Source organism: Acetobacterium sp. UBA5834, assembly GCF_002435675.1.
GTDB lineage: Bacteria > Bacillota > Clostridia > Eubacteriales > Eubacteriaceae > Acetobacterium > Acetobacterium wieringae.
This window is the reverse complement of sequence record NZ_DJGY01000012.1, coordinates 67,895-87,513: the sequence shown is the minus strand read 5'-3', so window position 1 is coordinate 87,513 and position 19,619 is coordinate 67,895. Positions and strand designations below refer to the sequence as shown.

At 46.3% G+C, this 19,619-nt stretch carries 14 protein-coding genes; 2 read left to right on the top strand and 12 right to left on the bottom strand.

The genetic code is table 11. From position 1 onward, the window contains the following. Positions 1 to 5: 5 nt before the first annotated feature. The 12 genes from B3F51_RS02855 to B3F51_RS02800 form a co-directional block, all read right to left on the bottom strand. Positions 6 to 1,688 (bottom strand): GspE/PulE family protein, encoded by a 1,683-nt coding sequence (locus B3F51_RS02855; RefSeq protein ID WP_286945358.1) that lies wholly within the window; start codon positions 1,686 to 1,688, stop codon positions 6 to 8. Between the two features lie 30 nt (positions 1,689 to 1,718). Beyond that, on the bottom strand, positions 1,719 to 3,941 hold the full coding sequence (locus tag B3F51_RS02850) for a bifunctional diguanylate cyclase/phosphodiesterase (protein ID WP_286945355.1): 2,223 nt from the start codon (positions 3,939 to 3,941) through the stop codon (positions 1,719 to 1,721). A 106-nt stretch (positions 3,942 to 4,047) separates the two neighbouring features. Next, positions 4,048 to 7,248 carry a carbamoyl-phosphate synthase large subunit gene (gene carB / locus B3F51_RS02845; RefSeq protein WP_286945354.1) on the bottom strand — a complete coding sequence of 1,067 codons (3,201 nt, stop codon included), beginning with the start codon at positions 7,246 to 7,248 and terminating at the stop codon, positions 4,048 to 4,050. Continuing rightward, a complete protein-coding gene (gene carA / locus B3F51_RS02840; protein WP_026393394.1) occupies positions 7,239 to 8,357 on the bottom strand; it encodes a glutamine-hydrolyzing carbamoyl-phosphate synthase small subunit in 1,119 nt (372 codons plus the stop codon). Before carA ends, carB begins: the two co-directional genes overlap by 10 nt. A 72-nt stretch (positions 8,358 to 8,429) precedes the next feature. Then, positions 8,430 to 9,698, bottom strand: a complete 1,269-nt coding sequence (locus B3F51_RS02835; protein ID WP_148636802.1) for an adenylosuccinate synthase — start codon at positions 9,696 to 9,698, stop codon at positions 8,430 to 8,432. Between the two features lie 267 nt (positions 9,699 to 9,965). Then, the gene (gene purE / locus B3F51_RS02830) at positions 9,966 to 10,526 is read right to left on the bottom strand and encodes a 5-(carboxyamino)imidazole ribonucleotide mutase (RefSeq protein ID WP_148636804.1); all 561 of its coding nucleotides are present in this window, start codon (positions 10,524 to 10,526) and stop codon (positions 9,966 to 9,968) included. A gap of 64 nt (positions 10,527 to 10,590) precedes the next feature. Then, the gene (ppcA, locus tag B3F51_RS02825; protein WP_148636805.1) at positions 10,591 to 12,201 is read right to left on the bottom strand and encodes a phosphoenolpyruvate carboxylase; all 1,611 of its coding nucleotides are present in this window, start codon (positions 12,199 to 12,201) and stop codon (positions 10,591 to 10,593) included. A gap of 1 nt (position 12,202) precedes the next feature. Then, positions 12,203 to 13,378 (bottom strand): 5-(carboxyamino)imidazole ribonucleotide synthase, encoded by a 1,176-nt coding sequence (locus tag B3F51_RS02820; protein ID WP_148636807.1) that lies wholly within the window; start codon positions 13,376 to 13,378, stop codon positions 12,203 to 12,205. Positions 13,379 to 13,495: 117 nt separating this feature from the next. Continuing rightward, positions 13,496 to 13,852 (bottom strand): DUF2294 domain-containing protein, encoded by a 357-nt coding sequence (locus B3F51_RS02815; protein ID WP_070371660.1) that lies wholly within the window; start codon positions 13,850 to 13,852, stop codon positions 13,496 to 13,498. A gap of 141 nt (positions 13,853 to 13,993) precedes the next feature. Beyond that, complete coding sequence (locus B3F51_RS02810; protein WP_070371661.1) at positions 13,994 to 14,566, bottom strand: ANTAR domain-containing response regulator; 573 nt, start codon at positions 14,564 to 14,566, stop codon at positions 13,994 to 13,996. Positions 14,567 to 14,601: 35 nt separating this feature from the next. Continuing rightward, a complete protein-coding gene (glnA, locus tag B3F51_RS02805) occupies positions 14,602 to 15,930 on the bottom strand; it encodes a type I glutamate--ammonia ligase (RefSeq protein ID WP_148636809.1) in 1,329 nt (442 codons plus the stop codon). A 426-nt stretch (positions 15,931 to 16,356) separates the two neighbouring features. Beyond that, entirely contained in the window at positions 16,357 to 16,584 is a 228-nt protein-coding gene (locus tag B3F51_RS02800; RefSeq protein WP_286945348.1) for a hypothetical protein, read from the bottom strand. A 554-nt stretch (positions 16,585 to 17,138) separates the two neighbouring features. On the opposite strand from B3F51_RS02800, the gene B3F51_RS02795 reads away from it, so the two are divergent. Next, positions 17,139 to 19,172, top strand: coding sequence for a glutamine synthetase III (locus B3F51_RS02795; protein WP_070371760.1), 2,034 nt, complete (start codon positions 17,139 to 17,141; stop codon positions 19,170 to 19,172). Between the two features lie 91 nt (positions 19,173 to 19,263). Next, a complete protein-coding gene (locus B3F51_RS02790; protein WP_070371664.1) occupies positions 19,264 to 19,605 on the top strand; it encodes a P-II family nitrogen regulator in 342 nt (113 codons plus the stop codon). Positions 19,606 to 19,619: the final 14 nt, after the last annotated feature.

The window sequence follows — 19,619 nt, the reverse complement described above, 5'->3', positions numbered from 1 at the left end:
CCTCCCTATTCCACATAGTATGATAATTTAAGAAATTCTTCCATCGAAGTGATCCCCTGGATGGTCAGATTGGCAACACTTTTTCTAAGCGGAATCAGCTTCCCGGTTTGTTCCACATAGTTATAAATATCCTCAATCGGTTCTTTCCGGGAAATCAGATTGCGGATGGTTTTATCAATCGCCAGAATTTCATGGATGGCGGTTCGGCCCTTGTAGCCGGTATTGTTGCAGATATGACAGCCCCGACCCCGGTAGAGGGTGGTCAGCCGGGGTTCTCCCAGCAGTTCTCTTTCAAACTCTGAGGCGACGTAGGCTTCGCGGCAGTTGGGACAGATTTTCTTGACCAGTCGTTGGGCTACCACCCCGGTCAGGGAGTTGGCCACCAGATAGGGTTCGACGCCCATGTCCTGGAGCCGAACTACCGCCGACACGGCGTCGTTGGTATGGAGGGTGGACAGCACCAGATGACCGGTAATGGCCGAACGGACGGCAATCGAGGCGGTTTCGGTGTCCCGGGTTTCGCCGACCATGATAATGTCAGGGTCCTGCCGCAGGATCGAGCGGAGTCCCACATCAAAGGTCAGCCCGGCCAAAATATTGACCTGGGTCTGATTGATCTTGGGCAGGTTTCGTTCCACCGGATCTTCGATGGTGGCAATATTGACATTTCGCTGACTGAGCATTTCCAAAATCATATAAAGGGTGGTGGTTTTGCCACTACCGGTGGGGCCGGTAATATAGACCACCCCATGGGGGCTTTGCAGCATCTGGAGGATTTTCTGATAATCCCCATCGTTCATCCCGAATTGACCGGCATGATCCAGGGGGACGTTCATACTCAAAAACCGCATGACCATTTTTTCACCGTAGACGGTAGGAATACTGGAGCTACGGACATTCATTTCAACCCCATCAATACGGATCCGGAAGTGCCCATCCTGGGGCACCCGCCGCTCGGCAATATCCAGATTGGAGAGGATTTTGATCCGGGCAATCAGGGACTGGTGGAGGTTATTGGCCAGGGTCAGGTAGTCGACAATCAGGCCATCGATCCGCAACCGGATAATGGTTTCTTTTTCAAAGGGCTCGATATGAATATCACTGGCCCCGGCGTTATGGCCTTTTAACAGCACCGAATTGACCAGATTGACAATCGGGGCATCGCCCTCATTGGTGAGAATATCCTCAACAAATGACAAACTGCTGCCCTCGACGGTTTTATTGGCGGCTTTGGCAGCTTTTTTGGCTTCAATTTCGGTATAGGTTTTGCGGATGGTCTCGAGAATCACTTCCCGGGTGGCCAGCACCACATCGATGTTCATATTGGTAATCAGCCGCAGGTCCTCAATGGCATAAAAATCGAGGGGGTCATTCATGGCCACCACCAGGTGGTTGTTTTCTTCACCAATCGGAATCAGGGTATATTTAAAGGCAATATTCTGGGGGATTTTTGCGGCAGCTTCCAGATCGATGGGGGTATCCTGCAAGTCCAACACCAGCACATTCAGCCGTTTGGACAGAGCCGTCAGCAGCTGATCCTCGGTGACATAACCATATTCAACCAGGATCGCTCCCAGTCGCTTGCTTTTATCGACCTTCTGGTAGGCCAGGGCTTCCTGAAGCTGTTCTTCTCGGATAAAGCCGGCGTTAATTAAGATATCACCAATACGAATGTTCTTAGTTTCCATTATCTTCCTTTTCCAATACCTTCTGGCATTTTAAAAAATCTGTTCTTCAAATTCAAAAACCGTCATCGGCTTGCCAAAATAATAGCCCTGGATAATATCGCAGCCCAAAGACCGCAGCAGATCGACCTCGGCTTCGGTTTCAATCCCTTCGGCCACCACCGTCATCCCCAGTTTTTTTATCATCTTAATGACAGACTCCACCACAATCAGATTCTGCTCCCGCTTGAGATGACTGTTGAAAAAACCCTGATCCATTTTAATGACATCCAGGGGTAAATTACCCAGCAGATTGATGGAGGAGTAACCGGAGCCAAAATCATCCATGGCCATTTTAAAACCGTAAAGACGAAAAGCTTCGCCGATCTCAATCATCCGATCAACATTTTCAAAAATGCTGGATTCGGTCAGCTCGATTTCCAGATTGCTCCGCTTGATCCGATACTGATTGGTAATGTTTAAAACCCGTTCAACAAAATCGCTCTGTTTAAGATTCTTACGGGAAAGATTAACAGAAATGGAAATTTCCGGATAACCGTCTGTTTCCCAGCGTTTCAGAATGCGACATACTTCTTCCAGCATAAACATATCCAGCTTTTTAATAAACCCGGTTTGTTCAAAAATGGGAATAAACTCCCCGGGTGAGATCAGCCCTTTGTGGGGGTTTCGCCAGCGTACCAGGGCTTCACAACCACAATAGCGGTTGGTGTGGAGATTGTACTTGGGCTGCAGATACATTTCAAACTCCTGGTTTTCCAGGGCATCTTCCATTTGATCGATAATTTCTTTTTCATCGCCAATTTTTTTCCGGAAAGCATCGGAATAGAAAAACCAACGCTGGTTCTCCGCCGTCTTGGCAGCAATCCGGGCCATGTTGGCCTTTTCTCGGATTTTTTCCAGATTCCCGGTTTTATCTTCAATGATATAAATACCAAAATGACAGGACAGCTTTTCCTTAATCCCGATAGTCTCTCGCCTGTCATTTAAAATCTGGATAAATTCTTTAATCCGCCGGATTATTTTATCCTGATCGTCACAGACGCAAAGAATCGCAAAATGATCGCCCGAGACCCGGGCATAGGTTTCCTGCTTGGCCATCCGCTTTTTAAGAATCCCAACCACCAGTCGCAACACCTGATCGCCCTTTTCATGGCCATACTCTTCATTAATAAAACGGAAGCGGTCAATGTCAAAGGTTAACAAGGCACATTGATTGCAGTTTTTTGATTCCAGAATTTCCGTAGCTTCCTGTTTGAATTTTTGCCAGTTGTTACCGCCGGTAATCTCGTCGACATAGGCAACCCGCTCTAGCCGTCGCTTGGAGCGGTATTGAAAAATCAGAATGATCACAAACAACAAAGTCATCGCCAGCAGCGCCGCAACAATCAGCGAAAAGGAATACCAGCTGATCTGCTGGGTTTGGGTGCTGACCACCTGGGTTGGTACCACAGTCATCATATACCAGTCATTGATAGCCAACGGTTTATAGATGGTATGCCGCTCCATTCCCCCATAAAAGCTGGTAAAACTGCCACTTTTACCGGCGGCCATGTTGGCTGCAATGGTCTCGAAAGTGTCGCCATCCCGCAGCTCGGCTTTTTGCATGCGCTCCAGCACATTCTCAAAGTCGCCGGGGCTATTGACATGCGTCGAGGTGACCACTGCATCGCCATTGGCCTTGACAATATAAGAATACCCCTGACCCGCAAAGCTTTCCACTTCCAGATATTTTTTTAAATCTTCGGTGTTGACCGAAGCCAGTACCAGTCCCACCACCTCGGTGCCCCGGTAAATCGGGACGGCATAAACATTGATGGGCTTGTCATCGGTGTAATCGTTGATGGTATCAGAAACAGTTGCTTTGCCATTGATGGCTTCCTTAAAATAATCCCGTTCTGCCACATTTACTGACAAACCATCGGTTGTCAGTGATGTACCATCCGGCAACGCAATCCCCATCCGTTTATAGTGTCCTTTTGTCGCCTGCAGCGTGATCAGCTTCAGCATGGCATTTTGATCATAGTCGCCATGGGCTTCGATCAGTCGGGCGGTGGTCTCCAGATTTTCCAACTCATTATCGACCTTGCTCTCAACCAGGGCCGCCCCCCGGGTGCCAACTTCGGAAAGATATAAAAAGGTCTGCGCCTTTAAGGCGTTATCGATCAGAGTAACATAATACCAGCTCAGCGCAAAAAAAAGAACAACAGTTACAATCGCAATAAAACTGGCTTTAATCTTTTTTGATTTGACAATCATCTGTTATCCTTTCGTTTTTGTTGTTATATCGTTCCTTCCATTCTACCAAATAAAAAGAACTTATTCAATGCGATTGAATAAGTTCTTTTGTTAAGAATCCCGCTTTTTAGCGAATATCTTTAATATCCACCAGTTCGATTTCGGCCATGGTGCGATTGGATTTCAGACAATCCAGGAGCGCCTGGGCGGTATCGAGGGAGGTCAGCAGGGCAATGGAGGTTTCCACGCATTTGCGACGCATCCGGACGTCATCATGATGGGGCATCCGGCCCTTGCTGGAGGTCGAAATGACATAGTTGAGCTTACCACTCTCAATCAGATCGCCAATATTGGGCTTGCTTTCGGCCAATCGACGAACCACCTTGGTGGGGATATTGTTTTCGTTGAGAATCAGGGCGGTACCGACCGTTCCGTAGATGGTAAAGCCCATTTCATGGAACTGGCGGCCAATTTCGACAATTGCTTCTTTATCCCGGTCTTTAACGGTCAGCAGCACGCCGCCGGAACGCTCCATACTCCGGCCGGAAGCCACCAGACCTTTATACAGGGCATCAGCAAAGGTTTTGGCGACCCCCAAAACTTCGCCGGTGGATTTCATTTCTGGTCCCAGTTGGGTATCAACATCCTGCAACTTGGAAAAACTGAAGACCGGCACCTTCACGGCCACGTAGTCGCCTTCTGGTTGCAGACCCGGGGCATAACCGAGATCGGCCAGCTTGTCGCCGAGCATCATCTTGGTGGCAATGTTGACCATCGGAATATCGGTAACCTTGGAAATATAGGGCACCGTTCGGGAGGATCGGGGATTGACCTCGATCACATAGACTTCATCTTCATAAATGACATATTGAATATTGACCATTCCGACAATATCCAGGGCCTTGACCAACCGGCCAGTGTAGTCAATGATGGTCTCCCGGGTGCGGGCATCCAGGGTTTGGGGCGGATAAACCGAAATCGAATCACCGGAATGGACCCCGGCCCGTTCAATATGTTCCATGATCCCGGGAATCAGATAGCTCTCGCCATCGCAAATGGCATCGACTTCGACCTCTTTGCCCATCAGGTACTTGTCAATCAATACCGGGTTTTCCAGTTCCACAGCGGTGATAATATCCATGTACTCCACCACGTCTTCCGGTTCGTAGGCGATGATCATATTCTGGCCGCCGAGGACATAGGATGGTCGCAGCAGTACCGGGAAGCCCAAGCCTTCGGCCACGGCCACCGCTTCAGCCGTGGTATAGACGGTTTCGCCCTGGGGCCGGGGAATCTGGCAGGATTCCAGCAACTGATCAAAAACCTCCCGGTCTTCGGCAGCATCGATATTAGCTGGCGAGGTACCCAGTACCGGCACACCCATTTCCTCTAAATAGCGGGTCAACTTAATGGCCGTCTGGCCGCCAAACTGGACAATGGCCCCAATCGGCTTTTCAGTTTCCACCACCGAACGAACGTCTTCTTTGGTCAGCGGCTCAAAATAAAGACGATCCGAAGTATCAAAGTCAGTCGACACGGTTTCCGGGTTGTTGTTGATAAAGATCGCTTCGTAGCCTTTTTCCCGCAGGGCCCAGGCGCAGTGCACGGAGCAATAGTCAAACTCAATCCCCTGGCCGATCCGGATCGGGCCGGACCCCAGCACCAGCACCCTTTCTTTGCCCGTCGGATGATCGGCAATAAAGAGGGCCGCTTCATTTTCTTTATCCCGGGTGGAATAAAAATAGGGGGTCTGGGCGGCAAATTCGCCAGCGCAGGTGTCAACCATTTTAAAGGAGGCGTAACTTTTTTTGACTTCGGCAATTTTCTGGCCGGACAATTCTTCAATGGTTTTATCGAGGAACCCAAGCTCCCGGGCCACCCGAACCCGCTCGTCGGTTAATCCCAGGGTTTTTAAGTCCTTTTCCATCACCGCCAGATGGCGCAGTTTATCAAGGAACCACTTGTCAATCCGGGTAATCTGGGTGATCGTATCCATCGAGACCCCCCGTTTGATGGCTTCATAGACCACAAAGGAACGTTCATCGTCGGAAGCGGCCAGCATCCTCATGATGTCCTCATCACTGGCTTCCACCAGTCGCTCAATGGTCAGGGTTTCGAGACCTAATTCAATGGAGCGGACAGCCTTCATCATGGCGTGTTCAAAGCTCGAGCCAATCGACATGATTTCGCCGGTGGCCTTCATCTGGGTACCCAGGGTTCGTTTGGCATAGACAAATTTATCAAAGGGCCAACGCGGGAACTTAACGACAATGTAATCCAGGGCTGGTTCGAAACAGGCGGTGGTGGTTCCGGTAACCTCATTGATGATTTCATCCAGCGAGAAGCCAATGGCAATCTGGCTGGCGACCTTGGCGATCGGATAGCCGGTGGCTTTTGAGGCTAACGCCGATGAACGGGAAACCCGGGGGTTTACCTCAATGACGGCGTAATTAAAGTTTTCCGGGTTCAGGGCAAACTGACAGTTACAGCCCCCTTCAACCCCAAGGGCGGAAATAATTTTCAGCGCCGAGGTTCGCAACATCTGGAATTCTTTATCACTAAGGGTCTGACAGGGTGCTACGACGATGGAATCGCCGGTGTGAATCCCAACCGGATCAAAGTTTTCCATACTACAAACGGTGATGACATTGCCCTTGGCATCCCGCATGATTTCAAATTCGATTTCTTTCCAGCCGGCAATCCCTTTTTCGACCAGAATCTGGCTGATCGGTGATAAACGAATGCCGTGGGTAGCGATTTCTTCCAGCTCCTGCTGGTTATTAGCAATCCCGCCGCCGGTACCACCTAAGGTAAAGGCCGGACGAACGATCACCGGATAACCGATGGTGGCGGCAAAACGAACCGCATCCTCAATGGTGACAACCACTTCGGAGGGAATACAGGGTTCGCCGATTTCCCGCATCATATCCTTAAAGGCCTGACGGTCTTCAGCTTTTTCAATGGTTTCCAGGTTGGCACCCAACAGCTTGACGCCGTGAGCATCCAAAAATCCTTCTTTTGCCAGCTGCATCGATAAGGTCAGCCCGGTTTGGCCGCCCAGGGTGGAGAGAATGCTGTCAGGTTTTTCCATCAGGATGATCCGTCTGATCACTTCCAGGGTCAGGGGTTCAATATAGATTTTATCGGCCATGGCCTTATCGGTCATAATCGTTGCCGGATTGGAATTAACCAGAATGACTTCCAACCCATAATTTTTTAAGGCTTTACAGGCCTGGGTGCCGGCATAATCAAATTCAGCTGCCTGGCCGATGACAATCGGGCCGGAGCCGATTACCAGGACTCGTTTAATATCGCTTCTTAAAGGCATCCTTGTTGCCCCCTTTCCATCAGATCGGTAAATTGTTCAAATAAATAGCCGGTATCGTTGGGGCCGGCGCTGGCTTCGGGATGGAACTGGACCGTAAAGGCATGAATGTCCGGATATTCAACCCCTTCGCAGGTGCCATCATTCAGGTTGAAATGGGTCACTTTTCCCACTTCAGCGGGAATGCTTTCCGGTACCACCGCATAGCCATGGTTCTGGCTGGTAATAAAAACCCGGTCTCTGGTAACATCTTTAACCGGTTGATTCATACCCCGATGGCCGTATTTAAGCTTAAAGGTTTCGCCGCCCATGGCCAGTGCCAGTAACTGATGGCCCAGACAGATGCCAAAAATAGGCTTGCCATATTTAACAAAATCTTTGAGGTTTTCAATAATTTCAATATTTTCGGCCGGATCGCCCGGTCCGTTGGACAGCATGATCCCATCGGGATTAAGCATCCGAATTTCTTCAATCGTGGTATTGGCCGGCATCACGGTCACATTGCAGCCTAAACGCAGCAGCATCCGCAAAATATTATGTTTATACCCATAATCAATCAGAGCCACGTGGTTCGCCCGGTTGACCTGGCTGTAATACCAGCCCTTGTTTTTGCGGGTCACGGCCTGAACCGGATTGACCACTTTAAAAGCGTGGATTTTTTCCATCAGCGCTTCTTTAGTCGTTTCAATATCTTCGGTGGTAATGGCACCGTTCATGGTACCATGTTCCCGGATTACCCGGGTAATGGCCCGGGTGTCCACATCCCAGATCCCGATTTTATCCTGTTCGATCATAAACTCGTTAATATTGTGCGTATTTCTGAAATTCGACGGTTCTTCACACCATTCTTTGGTAATATAACCGTTGATCCAGCTTCGTTCTGATTCCATATCGTCGCTATTGATTCCATAGTTTCCGATTAAAGGATAGGTTTGCAGCACAATCTGTCCATAATAAGACGGATCCGTCAACACTTCCTGGTAACCGGTCATCCCTGTGGTAAAGACGATTTCGCCAATGGTGGTGCCTTCGCACCCAAAATTATAGCCTTCAAAAACACTGCCATCCGACAGCACCAGCCAGGCCCGCTTATCTCGTTTGTAATAAGACATTGTCTACCTCCGTATTCTTTATTTCCAAAAAATACCTGATTGCACGCAACCAGGTATTTCAATTTAGCACATTTATCGAATTGCTAAGTCCTCTCGATTCGGGCCAACGCCGACATAGGCAATGGTCGTTCCAACCAAGTCTTCAATTGTTTTAATGTATTTTTTTGCATTCTCTGGTAAATCTTTCAATCGGCGGATTTTTGTGGTATCACTCATCCAACCGGGAAGGGTAATATAAACCGGTTCGACCCGTTCCAGGTCTTCGGTGTTGGGAAAACTGGTTACCAATTCTCCATCTAATTTATAATCAACACAGATTTTAATCTCCGGCAGATCATCCAATTTATCAATTTTACATAAAGCCAGTTCATCATATCCGTTGATGGCATGGGTGTATTTAAGGACCGGAATATCGATCCAGCCCAAACGACGGGAACGACCGGTTCTGGCACCAAACTCATCGTCCGGTTTTTCGCCGGTACCTCGCAGGATATCAATGGTGCCACCAAATTCTTCCGTCGGAAAAGGACCGGCGCCAACAGCACTGGAAAAGGCTTTGGCCACGCCAATGACCTTATCAATTTTCTTGGCCGGAAAACCACCGCTGACGGCCGCATAGGCCGCAATCGGATTGGACGAGGTCACATAGGGGAAGATTCCCAAATCGATATCTTTCATGGCACCCAATTGACCCTCAAAAAGAATTCGTTTATCAGCGTCAATCATGTCGTGTAAATAACCAACCGGGTTGACAATCATATGACCAAAGGTTTTTGCCCAATCCTGACATTTGGCAAACAGGGCTTCCACCGTGTAGGGTTCTATCTTATAAGAAGCCATCTGGTCATTGACCACTGGCACAATGGTTTCCAGTTTCTTTTTGGCATTGTCAAGATTCAAAAGATCTTCAAAGCGCAGGCTTTTTCGCATTGCTTTATAAGCATAAGCCTGACCGATGCCCCGCTTGGTTGTACCAATCCCGCCGCTGGCTTCCATCAGTTCGTCCAGTTTTTGGTGATAGGGCATGAGAATATGTGCTTTGGCCGATATTTTAAGTCCGTCAAGACTGACCTTTGCGGCGATGATCTGTTGCATTTCTTCAAGCAAAACATCCGGATTAACCACCACGCCGGTTCCGATTAAACATTGGCAGTCTTTGTTGAAAACACCGCAGGGAATTAAATGAAGTTTGAACACACCATAATCATTAATAACCGTATGACCAGCGTTGTCGCCCCCTTGAAACCGAACAATTAAATCAGACTGTTTGGCGAAATAATCCACCATTTTGCCTTTGCCTTCATCGCCCCACTGGGCGCCAACTAATACAGAAATCGACATCTATTCTCATTCCTTCCATCAACCTCAGACCAGAAAATACAATCAGAACAATTGCATTTCTTATCTATACTATGACCTAAATTCGCTTTTAATTTGTTCATTTTGGGATCATTTTTACCCATAGCATTATAACATAAAGTCACCGGAATTGATCCATCTTTTTTTCAAAAATTCGATGATATTGTTTTCATAGTTTTCGGGAAGGTTCTTTATCTTAATCGGTATTAATTATTCATCAAGCATGGCTGCGCGATTAGCTTGACTTCGTCAGCCTCTACCCTGATTGATTGGTTCGTTTTTACTTTCCGGGTCCATGCTTTCTTTGACCTCGTCCGCCAAATCATAGCCAACCTTTTCTTTTTCACTGATTACATAAGTTTCCAGTTTCGCTCTTATTTCCGGGTATTTGATGCCCAGGATCCGGGCGGCCAGTATCCCCGCATTTCTGGCGTTATTGATGCCCACGGTGGCCACCGGCACCCCTTTGGGCATTTGCACAATTGACAGCAGGGAGTCCAACCCATCCAACTCAGCCAATCTTACCGGTACCCCGATAACCGGCAAGGCCGTCAATGCTGAAACCATTCCCGGCAAATGAGCTGCCCCACCGGCCCCGGCAATAATCACCTCGAGGCTTCTGCTTTGTGCATTTCTAGCATAATCAACCATCCGCTCCGGGGTTCGATGGGCCGAAACGACCTTTATTTCATAGGGAATCTGACATTTTTCCATGATCAGAACCGCCTCACGCATTACCCTTAAGTCTGATTTGCTGCCCATAATAATGCCAACCATTGGCGCCGCAGCATGCTTCGTTTCTTTTATCATCTTTCCTTCTTTCCTTAACGCTTATTCCGTTTTGATCACAATGCCCGACCATGATCTTCGGGTTTTAACCGAGACTCCCTCGAATCGTCGCCATTTTTATGATCCAATCATTGAGGATTTTTTCTTCCTCCTGACCCTGACCCGGATCTTCTTTTTCGATCAAGTGCAGGATAATCGGCCGGATTGATTTCAGCAACATCTGATACCAGGCATTTTCGCTTTTATCATCGACAGCATTGTCAATCTCCAGGATCTCACAGGCCAACTGATAATCCTCCTGGTAGGCGACCCGGGCCTGTTCATCAATAATTCCCTTGGCGTTCTTGACATTGACATATTGAGCGGCAAAGGAGAGATCGGCTCGCAATTGGGGGTAAAAATCAATCAGCTTTGTGATACCCTCCTCACCGTATTTCCGCTGCACTTCCTGCAAGCCTCTGCCGACCCCGATAAACTCCGGCGGCAGACCCAGGGTATAGAGGGCTGCGGTAAAGGAAATCGCTCGCGGCACCGAACATTTCACATTCGTATTAATCTCCAGCAGTTCTTTTTTCAATTCCTGATCTTCCACCAGATCAGCTATTTCCTGCATATTGGCAATTTCTCTGATATATTCCAGCCCGGTTTTGACACTTGCCAGCCGATCCCGATTTTTAGGCATATACTTAGATAATAGAGCGACAATATCAATCGTTTTGACAAAGGTATCCATATAATATTTTGTAAAAATACCGATGGATTCCTGCATCAAGGCAAGGTCGGCAGGGGCAAAGTTTCGCCGCCCGTGCTGGTCACTGTTTTTCTTAAGACAATTAACAACAGCTTTTGTTTTTTCGGCCCCATGGTCATACCTTAAGGCTGATTGGATGGTGTAGGTTTTGACCCCGGCATAGGTTTCATAGATGCGGTCCAGGTTTTCGGCCGTGAAATGGCCTCTGAAGGGCAGAGCTCCACACCCCAAAATCGGTGATACCGCAACCTTGTTTGCTTCACCCCATTTCAGGGCTTTATCAATGGCAATCACAACCGACAACACCGATGCGATCATGCCATAAGACATAGCCGAATCCGATCGGGCCAACATGATTCTTAACCGCTCGATTGGATGTCCATCATTCAGCGAATTCTGATAATACTCAGTCAATATCGCATCGACATTAACCAGGGCAGGAACGCTTTCAATCAGCGGGATAATTTTGATACTGTTCAGGGGAAATTGAATCTCATAATTTTTATTTCCCAGTTCGATGACCGAGTTGATGCGTTCCTGCAAATGAATCAATTCAATCCCGGTTTCGACCATTGGCACAATGGTTTCGGTGATTGCCTGTACCCCCGTTTGCTGATAAGACAGAACGTTAGTTTCCACCAGCGACATAATACTCATCAGCTGCCGGAAAACCGGCTCTTTCTTGGCATTGGGAATTCTGGGGGTTAAGGCCACCGCTTCACCCGGGATGATCCCTTGACCGATTAAACCCAAGGCTATTTGGGAGGTTTGATGATAAGGGGTCAATTTTCCTTCAAAATCAATCATGATTTCTTCAATCCCCAATCCGCCTTTTTCCTGAGCGGTCAAGCCCTGAATCGCTTCTTCGGGTTCCTGTTGAATATTAATATAGCGATTGGCATTATCCGGATGCTGGGTCGCCATGCTACTTGGAATTTTTAACATATCAAGCACTCCTTATACGATTTATTTTTATCAGGCTCAAGGCCTTTTCTGCTTTACTATTTGCCGCAATAACAGAATCCCCCAATGCGGTTATATGACCAATCTTTTTTGCTTCTCCCGATTCTGGCTTTCCGTATAAATGCAAATGGCAATCGGTCAGCGCCATCACTGAATCGAGACCGCCGATCTGGTATTTGCCGGTTGTCGCTTTGCTCCCGAGGATATTGTACATCGCACAGGGTAAGCGAAGTTCCGTCGATCCTAATGGCATCCCGGTCATTATCCGGGCCAGCTGTTCAAATTGCGAAGCAACACAGCCTTCAATCGAATAATGGCCCGAATTATGTGGTCGGGGGGCAATTTCATTGACAAAAATATTAGCCCTGTCATCAATAAAAAATTCAACGCAAAAAACCCCATAATCGTCTAGTTCTTCAGCAATTTTTCCGGCAATTGTCTTAATGCGATTCTCCATTTCAAGCGAAATATTGGCCGGAACAAAAGAATTGATCAGGATTCCCTGATCATGGGTATTTTCGGCCACCGGATAAAACCGGATACCATCATGATTCATGGCAAAAATGATTGACACTTCCTTTTCATAATGGATCAACTCCTCGGCCATCACACCATAGTCACAAAACTCTGCCCAAGTTTTTTCAAGTTCACAGCGGTCTGTGATAACCCGGCTGCCTTTGCCATCATAACCACCCGTGCAGGTTTTTAAGACCAGCTTTTGATCAAGTCTGTCAAAAATAAATACCAGCTCCGCTAAATTTTCAATCCGATAAAAATCAGGCACTGTAATGCCGAGATCTCGTAATCGTGATTTTTGTCGGTATTTGTTCTGGATCATACCCAGGGTTTTGGCTGAGGGATATATGGTAGCCCCCTCTTCTTCAATGATACTTAATAACGCTACGTCGATATGCTCAAACTCATAGGTCATTACATCCGTTTTCAGCGCCAACAGTTTTAATGCCGTTAAATCATCAAATTCTGCAACCATTTGAAAATCCGCAATTTGACCCGCTGGAGAATTTTCTTTGGGATCCAGTACAATGACATTTAAGCCCCATCTCTTGGCTTCGAGCACCAGCATTCGCCCCAATTGCCCCCCGCCAATAATCCCAATGGTCGATGGTGCGTCTAATCGCCTTATTGTTTTTCTATCCATCCCTTTAACCTCCCGTTTTTAAACAAAAAAGCCAACAGCAAAAACTTTTAACAGTTCTTGCTGTTGGCTTATTTTTTGACTGGTTTCGAACCCTTCAATCGATCTTCCAACTATAATTTATAAATCTTCTTCGATATTGCGATCAGCAACAATGGCGATAATTTTTTCCCCCGTTTTGGTACTAACGTCAGAATAGGTACTGATGATGTCCACATCGATCACCGATTTAATCGCTTCAATTAATGATTCCTGGGCATTTTCGAATAAGGCCGTTCTCACTTTTTTGATCAGTTCAATGCCTTCTTTATTTTGCGCCAAGCTTTTTTCTGAAATACTTAAAAACCCGGTCAGCCTCACAATAATCAAATCCTGAAAAATAATTGTTCTGATTTTCTCCGGCCCTCTGCCCATTTGCTCAATTTCAAACTTACTAATTGCTTCGCTTATTTTCGCCTCAATTTGTCCTTTTGTCACTGAAGTTCCTCCAAACAGGATTCCATAATCAGCCGATCTCAATCACAACTCATTTATTTTCATAAGTATATCATATCAACTATGAAATTTTCAATCATTTTTATACCACTTAAGATTTATTAATATAGCGCGTTCACCACTTTACTTTTTTTCATAGGTTTTGATAATCTGTTCCGCTACCTTTCGAGGGGATGTTCGCATATCCATGGCCTTTTTTTGAATGTAGCGGTGCGCCTGATCTTCAGTCATATCCAGATGGCCCATCAAAAACAATTTGCCCCGATAAACCACCCCAAGATCGTCAATTTTAGCTTTCAAGGCCTGGTTCTGACTTTGCAGCTTCTGGATTTTTTCCCGGGACTGGCAGACAAAGCGGACATTCTGGACCAACAGTTGCCGGTTTAGCGGTTTGGGGACCACAAAAGCCGCAGTATCCGTCAGTTTTTCTTCAACGTGATCAACCAGTTCACTTTTGACGATCAGGATCACTCCGACCATGAATTTTTCCAGAATATCAACGGCGAAATCAACCCCGAATTCATCGCCTAAAGGGGTGTTGACGATTACCAGGTCATATTCAATTTCCTGAAGTCTCCGTCGCCCTTCGGCGGCTGAGTTGGCCGAATCAATCAGTTGAAAATTCATCGGCCGGAGAATATCAGCCAGCCCACGAATCACGTCATCTTGCTTACATACTAATAATACGCTGCTCATCCCCTTCACCTCCTGCCGGTTTGATTTTTTTCAGATTAATAAGTTAAGAGGTAGCGATCAATTTCCCAGGGATGAACGGTTTTAATGTAATCCATCCATTCAGCGGTTTTCAATTCAATGTATTTTGCGGCCAGGTTTTCCCCCAGCACATTTTTAATCAATGGGTCAGCATCCATCTCCGTCAGAGCCTCCATTAAGGTGATCGGCAGCTCCTGGATATTCTGAACCGCCATGGGATCTCTGGTGATTTCATCTTCGTCCAGTTTTAACTCATCCATCAACACCATCTCTTTATCGATCCCTTCCAGACCGGCCGCCAGAATAATGGCAAAGGTCAGGTACGGATTACAGGTGGGATCCGGCCCCCGCAGTTCAAACCGATAATACTCATCTGCCTCCAGCGGAATCCGGATCAGTGGGGAGCGGTTACCAAAGCCCCAGCCGATATGCCGGGGCGCTTCCTTACCGCCGGTCAAACGCTTATAGCTGTTTACCAGAGGGTTGGCAATAGCCGTCATCCCTTTAACATGCGCCAGCACGCCGGCCATAAACTGTTTGGCTTCGCTACTCAGAACGCCATCCCGGTTTTCAAAAATATCCTGGCCGTTTTTTAAAAGCGACACATGGATGTGCATTCCACTGCCAGGTTCTTCCATCAGCGGTTTTGGTAAAAATGAGGCGTGGACCCCATTGCGCTGAGCTACCGTTTTGACCACCGTTTTAAAGGTCATAATTTTATCGGCGGCCGACAAAGCGTCATCGTGCTTAAAGTCAATTTCATGCTGACCCCGACCAGCTTCGTGGCGGGAACTTTCAATTTCAAAACCCATATCTTCCAGGGTCAGGCAAATCTCCCGGCGGGTGTTTTCACCCCGATCATAGGGTGCCAGATCAAAATAACCGGCCTGGTCGGTGGGAATTGTGGTCGGATCGCCGTTCTCATCCTGCTTGAAGAGATAAAACTCGCATTCAGCGCTGGTATTGAACTGATAGCCCAGGTCTCTGGCCCGTTTGAGGGTTTCTTTTAAAATATAGCGACTGTCCGCCTCAAAAATATCCCCATTGGGATAACGGATATCACAGAGAATTCTGGCTACCTTGCCCTGTTGTGGCCGCCAGGGCAGCAGTTGCATGGTGCTGATATCCGGATGCAGAATCAGATCCGTATACCGGGACTCTGAAAAACCCACCACCAACGAGGCATCAAAGGGAATCCCATTGGCCAAGGCCCGTTCGATTTGCATCGCCGTTATCGCAATATTACGATTTTGCCCAAAGAGATCGCAAAACTGAAGCCGAATAAATTTTACATCATTCGCTTCAATAAATTTCATCGCTTCAATTATATTCTTTGCTAAGCTCATTTTAAAACCTCCAATTATTTTAAAAACCGATTATTTAATTTTTATGTGTTCACCTAGTTATGCTATCGCTTCCTAAGATCAAACCAGGCCGCAATCGGCGGTTATCGTTGCTTTCTGTATGTTTACCCACTTGTCCCCTGAATCCACAGGTTTTCTGCCATCGACCAACAAACAAAAAAAGAACATGCTAAATGATCCCCTCTGCCATAAAAATTTCAGGAGGATCGAACGCCTTTGTTCTTTGCACACTTCTTATTCTATTTTTGTATACAATGTACTTCAGTGAGTGGTTCTATCATTAAACCATATTTTCACTGCGGTTTCAATTTTTTTTTGCTTTATTTTGCCTGACAAGGTTTTCAGTTTACCGCTGAAAACCCATTAACCTTATGTTTTATGGGTTTTCAGCAAAATTCCGGTCTTTGTTTACTGAACCGGCCCTTTTGCCATTTGGGCCATGACGATTTGGCGGATCATCTCCATCGACCCGGCAAATTCTTCCAGACTTAAACCGGGCACTCGTTCCGCCACCAGACGATATCCAGCTTCGAAGTCTTCAGCAGCATTTAAAGCCATCATCAGATCTGGATCACCCAATAAAGCATCCAGCACCTTAATGTGCTTTTCTTCATCCATTTTAAACTCGATACTCATTTTAAATTTCCTTTCCTTTTTAATCATCAGCCTGTGCCGACAAAAATAGCAGACACTTCTCTTTGTTATCATGTATTATTTAGCTCTATTATATAGTAGGCCTTTGTTTTTGTAAATCATTCCTGAAGTCTTTCCAAGTTGATAACCATTACATGTAATTTTTTGCAAATTTTTCTTTACAAGCGTTCTTCCATCGTCTATAATAAGCTTAAATTAAATAGTAGTAACTGCCACGAGAGTGACGATAGCAATGGTGCTTTGAGAGTGTAAGAACACTTTCTGAGGCGCTTTTTTTTTAATCACTTTTTGCCGGCAATTATTGACCTTTTCAGATCCACCAGCTGAAAAGCAATGCCTTGTCAGAAAGAAGGACTGCCATTATCTTTTAGTAAGAGACCTTCGATTTGATTTTAATTAGCTTTTATTGTAACATCTCTGACAATGGTGACAGTTATGTTATAATTATACAAATTATATTTTAGGAGGACACGCTCGTGCCAAATAATGAAAATGTATCTGATCTTTTCGGATCAAAGGTTTTTAATGCTGGAGTGATGCGCAAGCGCTTACCAAAGCACATTTACGCTTCTCTGTTAAAAACAATGAAAGAGGATTTACCTCTGGAAGAAAACGTTGCTGAAGTCGTGGCAAATGCCATGAAAGATTGGGCACTAGAACTGGGTGCCACTCATTATACCCATTGGTTCCAACCAATGACTGGTATCACTGCTGAAAAGCATGATGCATTTATCAACCCCACTGAAGATGGCAAGGTGATTATGGAATTCTCCGGTAAAGAACTGATCAAGGGCGAGCCGGATGCCTCATCCTTCCCTTCCGGCGGATTACGAGCCACCTTTGAAGCCCGTGGTTATACCGCCTGGGATCCCACCTCTTATGCTTTTATTAAGGGAACCACCCTTTATATCCCGACTATTTTCTGTTCTTACTCCGGCGAAGTGCTTGATAAAAAAACACCGCTGTTACGCTCCATGGAAACCCTCAATGAAAATGCTAAACGAATCCTAAAACTGTTTGGTAAAGACGTCAAGAAGGTAACCACCACCATCGGTGCAGAACAGGAATACTTCCTGGTTGAACGGGACATGTTCAAACAGCGTAAAGATTTAATCCTGACTGGCCGGACTTTGTTTGGTGCCAAACCACCAAAAGGTCAAGAAATGGAAACACACTACTTTGGCCGTATCCGTGGCCGTGTTGCCAACTATATGGCAGAGCTGGATCGTGAATTATGGAGCCTGGGAATCGCTTCCAAAACCCGTCATAACGAAGTTGCGCCAGCCCAGCATGAACTGGCCCCAATTTTTACCAACACCAATGTTGCCACCGATAATAATCAACTCATTATGGAGTTCATGCAACGGGTTGCCTACCGTCATGATCTGACTTGTTTGTTACATGAAAAACCATTTGACGGCGTTAATGGTTCCGGAAAACACAATAATTTTTCAATGTCGACTGACACTGGCGAAAACTTATTAAATCCTGGTGATAACCCATCAGAAAACAAACAATTCCTGCTGTTCCTCTGTGCCACCATCGAAGCCGTTTATAAATACAGCGAAATGTTACGAATTTCTGTAGCAACTGCTGGTAACGACCATCGTTTAGGTGCCAATGAAGCCCCACCAGCCATCGTTTCTGTTTTCCTGGGTGAGCAGTTAACTGCCGTGTTAAAATCCATCGAAACAGGCGAACCCGTAACTGAAGCCAAAGACCTGGTCATGCAGCTTGGTGTTAAGAGCTTACCAAAATTCATCATCGATGCAACTGACCGAAACCGAACCTCTCCGTTTGCCTTTACTGGTAATAAGTTTGAGTTTAGAATGCTTGGTTCAAACCAATCCATCGCCGGTCCAAACATCACCTTAAATACCATTGTTGCAGATGTCCTTTCTGATTATGCTGACATTCTGGAAAAAGCCGAAGATTTTGATGCAGCACTGGATGCTCTGCTTCAAAAATCTGTTAAAGAAAATAAAAATGTTGTCTTTAATGGGAATAACTACTCGGATGAATGGGTTGAGGAAGCTGCCCGCCGTGGTCTGCCCAACTTAAAAACAACCCCCGAAGCCCTGGCCGAATTTACTTCCGAAAAAAATGTGGCCTTATTCGGACGACATAATATTTTCACTCCTGCCGAAATGGATTCCCGTCAGACAATCCTGCTGGAAGAATACATCAAAACCATCAACATCGAAGCTTTAACCATGCTGAGCCTGGCTAAACGGGAAATTTCCCCAGCCATTGTTACCTATACCAAAGAAGTGGTTGATACCCTTACCGCTAAAAAAGCCATTGGTTCCATCGATTTAAGTGCAGAAACCGCCTTGGCTGAAAAATTGTCCACTCTTTTTGGTACCTTTATCACAGCTATCGACACCCTGGAAACAACGCTGGCAGCCGCCGAAGAATGCGAAGGGGAACAGGCTGAAGCCAATTACTTCTGTGCTGAAGTAATCCCTGCGATGGGCGCTCTGCGCACCGCTGCTGATTCGTTAGAAGAAATTGTCGCCGAAAAATACTGGCCATTCCCAACCTACGAAGATATTTTATTCTACGTATAATTTAATTCCCAATAATAAAAGTAATCGGGGCTGGGGGGGTATACCCCTCCCCCCAATTATCCATTCATGTTAGACGATAAGGAGGTTCAATATGAAAAAGCTTGAAATAGTCATTAAACCTGAACGATTGGAAGATTTAAAAGAAATCTTAAACACCTGTGATGTTCAGGGCATGATGATTACCAATATCATGGGTTATGGAAACCAGAAGGGTTATCAAAAATCCTATCGAGGCACTGCTTACACCGTTAACTTTCTACCTAAAATTAAAGTAGAAACGGTAACTGATGCTGAAACCGCCGGGATTATCATTAAGATCATCAAAGACCGACTCGCAGCAGATGACGAAATCGGCGGCGGAAAGATTTTTGTCTACGATGTTGCCGATGTTGTCCGGATCCGTACCGGTGATCACGGCGTTGATGCAATATAAGATGAATAGAGAAG

What these genes read in the sequence shown, in the direction of transcription:
- carA (WP_026393394.1), bottom strand. Translation starts at nt 8,357, where the DNA reads ATGTCTTATTACAAACGAGATAAGCGGGCCTGGCTGGTGCTGTCGGAT.
- B3F51_RS02850 (WP_286945355.1), bottom strand. Translation starts at nt 3,941, where the DNA reads ATGATTGTCAAATCAAAAAAGATTAAAGCCAGTTTTATTGCGATTGTA.
- B3F51_RS02790 (WP_070371664.1), top strand. Translation starts at nt 19,264, where the DNA reads ATGAAAAAGCTTGAAATAGTCATTAAACCTGAACGATTGGAAGATTTA.
- carB (WP_286945354.1), bottom strand. Translation starts at nt 7,248, where the DNA reads ATGCCTTTAAGAAGCGATATTAAACGAGTCCTGGTAATCGGCTCCGGC.
- B3F51_RS02855 (WP_286945358.1), bottom strand. Translation starts at nt 1,688, where the DNA reads ATGGAAACTAAGAACATTCGTATTGGTGATATCTTAATTAACGCCGGC.
- glnA (WP_148636809.1), bottom strand. Translation starts at nt 15,930, where the DNA reads ATGAGCTTAGCAAAGAATATAATTGAAGCGATGAAATTTATTGAAGCG.
- B3F51_RS02800 (WP_286945348.1), bottom strand. Translation starts at nt 16,584, where the DNA reads ATGAGTATCGAGTTTAAAATGGATGAAGAAAAGCACATTAAGGTGCTG.
- purE (WP_148636804.1), bottom strand. Translation starts at nt 10,526, where the DNA reads ATGATAAAAGAAACGAAGCATGCTGCGGCGCCAATGGTTGGCATTATT.
- B3F51_RS02810 (WP_070371661.1), bottom strand. Translation starts at nt 14,566, where the DNA reads ATGAGCAGCGTATTATTAGTATGTAAGCAAGATGACGTGATTCGTGGG.
- B3F51_RS02835 (WP_148636802.1), bottom strand. Translation starts at nt 9,698, where the DNA reads ATGTCGATTTCTGTATTAGTTGGCGCCCAGTGGGGCGATGAAGGCAAA.
- B3F51_RS02795 (WP_070371760.1), top strand. Translation starts at nt 17,139, where the DNA reads ATGCGCAAGCGCTTACCAAAGCACATTTACGCTTCTCTGTTAAAAACA.
- B3F51_RS02820 (WP_148636807.1), bottom strand. Translation starts at nt 13,378, where the DNA reads ATGGATAGAAAAACAATAAGGCGATTAGACGCACCATCGACCATTGGG.
- ppcA (WP_148636805.1), bottom strand. Translation starts at nt 12,201, where the DNA reads ATGTTAAAAATTCCAAGTAGCATGGCGACCCAGCATCCGGATAATGCC.